This is a genomic window from Myroides odoratimimus, assembly GCF_001485415.1.
GTDB classification, from domain to species: Bacteria; Bacteroidota; Bacteroidia; order Flavobacteriales; family Flavobacteriaceae; genus Flavobacterium; species Flavobacterium odoratimimum.
The window spans coordinates 1-5,263 of the sequence record NZ_BCMQ01000058.1 but is presented as its reverse complement, the minus strand read 5'-3'; the positions used below and the strand labels follow the sequence as shown (position 1 = coordinate 5,263).

Genomic DNA, 5,263 nt, shown 5'->3' with positions numbered 1-5,263 from the left:
TCTCTAAAAATGGACACAACCCTTTAAATATCAATTGCTTTAGTTTTTTGTCGTGTACTTAGCTTTTATTTACTTTATATAGCTTATCACTACGTTATCAGTGAAAAGTTTTTAATATAGAAATATTAGTTCAGTAGTAAATGTATAAAAAAACCCTCCAGCTGGAGGGTTTTTATTCTATTTCAATTACTTCTTCGTAAAACCAGAGTACTTTAATAAAGCATCTATTGTAGGGTTTTTACCTCTAAAGTCTTTGTATAATTTGTCTAATGGAACAGAGTTTCCTTTAGATAAAATCTTATCTCTAAAGATTTGACCATTCTCACGAGTCATACCGCCGTTTTGTTCTAACCAATCATAAGCGTCGAAGTCTAACATTTCTGACCACTTGTACGAATAGTATCCAGCAGCATATCCACCTCCGAAGATGTGGCTAAAGTAAGTACTGCGGTATCTAGGAGGAACAGTAGGTAAGTCTAAACCATATTTAGCTAAAGCTTCTTTTTCAAAAGCGAGTACATCAGTGATATTCTTATCAGTAGACACAGTATGCCATTCCATATCTAATAGAGAAGCACCTAATAGCTCAGTCATGCTATATCCTTTATTGAATGTTCCTGCATTCTTCATTTTTTGAACTAAAGCATCAGGGATTACCTCTCCTGTTTTATAGTGTTTAGCATAATTCTTTAATACAGAAGGTTCGAATGCGAAGTGCTCGTGGAATTGTGAAGGGAACTCTACGAAGTCACGTGATACACTAGTACCTGATAGAGTAGGGTAAGTTTGATTAGCAAAGAATCCGTGTAATGCATGCCCGAACTCGTGGAACATCGTGATTACATTATCTTGAGATAATAGAGTAGGTTGACCTTTCGCTGGTTTTGGGAAGTTACCTACATTGTAGATTACAGGAAGTCTGTTTAATAATTTAGACTGACCTACGATATTACTCATCCATGCACCACCACGTTTAGAATCTCTTTGGTAGTAATCTGTGTAGAATAACCCTACCTGACTACCATCTTCATTGAAGATTTCGTATACTTTTACATCTTCTTGCCATACAGGGATGTCTTTGCGTTCTTTAAAGCTTAGACCATATAATTGCGTAGCCATGTAGAATACTCCATTCTCTAATACACTATTCATCTCAAAATAAGGTTTAAGCTCATTTTGGTTTAATGCATACTTTTCTTCTCTGATTTTTTCAGCGTAGTAGTTCCAGTCAGCAGCCGTTAGTGTGAATGGATCTGCTTCTTTATTAATTAATGCTTGGATATCAGCCGCTTCTTCTTTAGCTGCTCCTACTGCATAAGGACTTAGGTCTTTCAGTATTTTAGTAGCATTAGTAGCATTCTGTGCCATAGAACCTTGTAGACTCCATTCTGCATAGTTAGCGAATCCCATTAACTTAGCTTTCTCAGCACGTTTTTTCACTAGAGATAGGATAGATGCTTTGGTATCATTGTCATCTCCTTTTTCAGCTCTTACCCATGCCTGATCGAATAGTTTCTTTCTAGCTTCTTTATTGGTAAGTTTATCTAGATCTGGTTGTTGTGTAGTATTGTTTAATGCGATTACATAGCTACCATCTTCTTGTTTGATGGCATTAAGCTCGTCATCAGATAATCCTGCTAATTCTTCTTTAGTGAATTTAACTCCACCTTGTTTAGTCGCTGCTAATAATTTATCCCCAAACTGATTGTTTAAAGTAGCAATGTCTTGGTTTAGTTGTTTTAATTTCTCTTTATCTTCAGGAGATAAATTAGCACCTGATTTCTCGAAGTTTTCATAATATACATTCAGTAGTCTATTCTGTTCTTCATTTAGATTCAGAGAAGCTTGATTGTCGTGAAGTTTTTTAATGCGTTGGAACAAGCCATCATTTAAGTATATAGCATCTCTATGACCAGCAAATTTTGGTGCCAATTCTGAGTTAATTGCCTTAAGTTCATCATTAGTATGAGCTCCTGTTAATAACCCAAATACAGAACTTACTCTATCTAGTAATTCACTAGAACGCTCTAGTGCTTCTAAAGTGTTTTCGAAAGTTGGTTCTTCTGTATTCGCTACTATTTTGTCGATAGCTTCCATCTGACGACGCATTCCTTCTAATAATGCAGGTTTGAAATCTTTGTCTTTAATTTTGTCAAAGTCTGCTGTATAGTATGGCAATGTGCTTTCGTTAAAGAAAGCGTTACTTTCATTCCAATCTCCTGATGAAGCAGCTTCGTTCTTTACTTTGTCACAAGAAATAGACAAAATAGATGCCCCTGCAACTACACCTAGTACGGTCTTTTTGATTTTCATAAATATTAAGGTTACTGTTAGATTTGTCCAAATATAAAGATTTATGTGTGATTCAACGAAATCTGTCCTATACATTATACCTTATTATGAATGAATAAAATAGGGATAACCGTATGGTAATTCATCTGTATTGCCTTGTTTCTAAATGAAGTGATATAGGTCTGAGGGAGTTTTGAGAGAGATATTTTATAGAGTATTTAAGGTATATTTATACTTCTTTTTTAGATAGATTATTTATTTTGGTTGTATTTTTATATTCACAATAAGAGTTTTTTTAGAACACAATCATATATTTGAACTTCTAAAGAATGTAATTTTAACCACATTGGTATTGATGAAGGATGTAAGTAGTATAGTATATACTTTACTATTTTGTAGTTCGTTGTTTGCTCAGAGTCCTCAATTGAGAAATGAGATAAAGAGCCAACAGGATGAACAGAAGAACAAAGAGATTATACAGCAGTTTAGCAGAGAGGTAATGTCAGATAAAGAAGCTGTCTTACGGTTTCAGCAACAATATAGTGTTCCTACTAAGGGAGTTTATAAGGATGGACGTATTTATCAGTTGAGAACTGTAGATAATGAAGGAATTCCTATTTATTACGCTACTCAGAATGCGTTATCACGTAGCCTGACAGGTGTAGATAATATTTCGAAAGGAGGTAGACAGAGAGTTAATCTTCAAGGTAGAAATATGATTATAGGGCTATGGGATGGTAAGCCTGCCTTTGAGCAGCATCAAGAGTTTAAGAGTGGTGCTTCGAGCCGTGTGATTTTAAAAGATCCAGATATCAATATTGCGAAGCTTAATGGCGAAGACTTAGAACGTGCAGAACTTGGAAAAAATCATGCGACTCATGTAGCTGGTACCTTAATAGCAAGTGGTGCTTATGCTCCAGCTAAGGGATTAGCTCCTGAAGCTAGCGTATGGAGTTATGATTGGGATAATGATATAGTAGAGATGGCTTCAGCAGCCCAATCGGGTTTATTGATATCTAATCATTCTTATGGGATAGCAGCATTAGATGATTATGATAATCCACTAGTTCCTCCTACTTATTTTGGATATTATAACAAGGATGCTTATCAGTTGGATAAACTTACTTATACATATCCGTATTATCAACCAGTAATTTCTGCAGGTAATGATAGGGAGTATTATGATAAAATTAATCCTACTATGAATGGTAATGATTTATTATTAGGTAATACGAATGCAAAGAATGCTGTTGTAGTAGCCGCGGTAGGCGTAGATAGCTCAGATCGTTTAAGCGTGGCTAAGTTTAGTAGTTATGGTCCTACAGGCGATTTTAGAATTAAACCTGATATCGCTGCACCAGGAGTGAAGATTATATCTTCAGCGTACGAGTTGCCGAGATATCATAATGCTAATCCTTCAGTAGGTGTATATAAAGAGATGAGCGGTACTTCTATGGCATCGCCAGTTGTATCAGCTATTTTGACTCTTTGGCAGCAAGGGTATGTACAGCTACATGATTTTCCGATGCGTTCTGCTACGTTACGAGGGCTGATGACTCATACAGCAGAGTACTTAGAAGAAAAGTACCCAACGAATAAAATAGGATGGGGAATGATTAATGCAGAAAGGGGAATAGAATTCATAAAGAATGTAAATGATGACAGTGCAGTCCTAAAAGAAAGTGTTTTGTTTAATAAAAAAGATTTTCGATACAAGTTTAAATTAGATAATCCTTCGGAGAGATTGTTAGTCACATTAAGTTGGACAGATAGGGAAGCGTTGTTTGATTCGAATGAATTAAAAGGAAGCTTTAAGAATAATAAATTGATCAACGATTTAGATATTAGGTTATACAAGGATGGTGAAGAATATTTTCCTTGGTATTTAAATAAAAACAGGAGTAACCTCAATGCACTAAAAGGAGATAATGATGTCGACAATCTGGAGAGAATAGAAATTGTAAATCCTGAAGCAGGAGAATATGAAGTGGTAGTGAGCCATAAAGGCGAATTGTCGTATGGTAGACAGGACTTTAGTTTACTAATCAGTAATGGAGATTTAGAAGGAATAGAAAAGATATCAACTATTGAAGGTGTAGAGCCTGAAGATATAGTGATTTGGCCAAATCCAGTTCAAGATATCGCAAATGTCGAAGTTACAAAGGATAAAGTATTTACTATTTCAGAAGTAGAGGTTTTTGATTTAAGTAATCGTTTAGTAAAACGATTTAATTTTACAGCGACTAATCGTGCAGTGATTGACATGAGAAAATTGGAGCGAGGAGTATATCTATTGAATATAAATGTAGGAGGAGAACGTGTTAGAGCAAAAATATTAAAGAAATAAAAAACATTTTTATATTCATATACAGCCCTGGACTATATAGTCTAGGGCTTTTTTATTGTCACTATAAGTTAATCCCCTTCAAGAGCGCGACAAGACCTCTTCAATATTGCTTCAAGAAAGAGGTGCTCAGGTAGAGTAATCTTGGAGAAATGTTGAAGCAGTGTTGAAGAAGTAGGTATAAAGGCTTGCTACTACTGGGATTAGGGAGTATTTAGGTTTTAGAAATATAATACTGGTAATATACTTTACTTATTGATATACAGTTGCTTGTGAGGATAATTGCTCAATATGAGAATAAAAAAAGTGTGTTAGTTTTTCTTCAAAACAAGGATATAGCTACTTTATAATGAACTTTTCTTCAAAACACACACACCTATATAAGTAGATCAACTACAAAAAAGTAGATAAAACACCTCTATATAGGATAAAGTAACATCTATAAATAGATAGAAAGGGTATAAGAAGGTATATTCTCAATTATTATATATATATAATAGAGTACAATATTAAGTACTGCTCTTTACGTATATATAGTATAGAGATGTCTCAAGACTATAGCTATTAAAAAAAGACAAAAAAACTTTCTCTCGTAAAAGGTGATATAATAGAGAGTTATGAAATAGT

General features: G+C 34.5%; 2 protein-coding genes. One reads left to right on the top strand and one right to left on the bottom strand.

Going from position 1 to position 5,263, the window contains the following annotated elements; genetic code table 11:
• Window positions 1-186: 186 nt before the first annotated feature.
• Window positions 187-2,313: a M3 family metallopeptidase gene (locus MODO_RS18795; protein ID WP_006260844.1), complete on the bottom strand. Its 2,127-nt coding sequence runs from the start codon at window positions 2,311-2,313 to the stop codon at window positions 187-189.
• A gap of 334 nt (window positions 2,314-2,647) precedes the next feature.
• Here MODO_RS18795 and MODO_RS18790 point away from each other — a divergent pair, with 334 nt between their 5' ends.
• Window positions 2,648-4,639 (top strand): S8 family serine peptidase, encoded by a 1,992-nt coding sequence (locus MODO_RS18790; protein WP_006256706.1) that lies wholly within the window; start codon window positions 2,648-2,650, stop codon window positions 4,637-4,639.
• Window positions 4,640-5,263 lie beyond the last annotated feature (624 nt).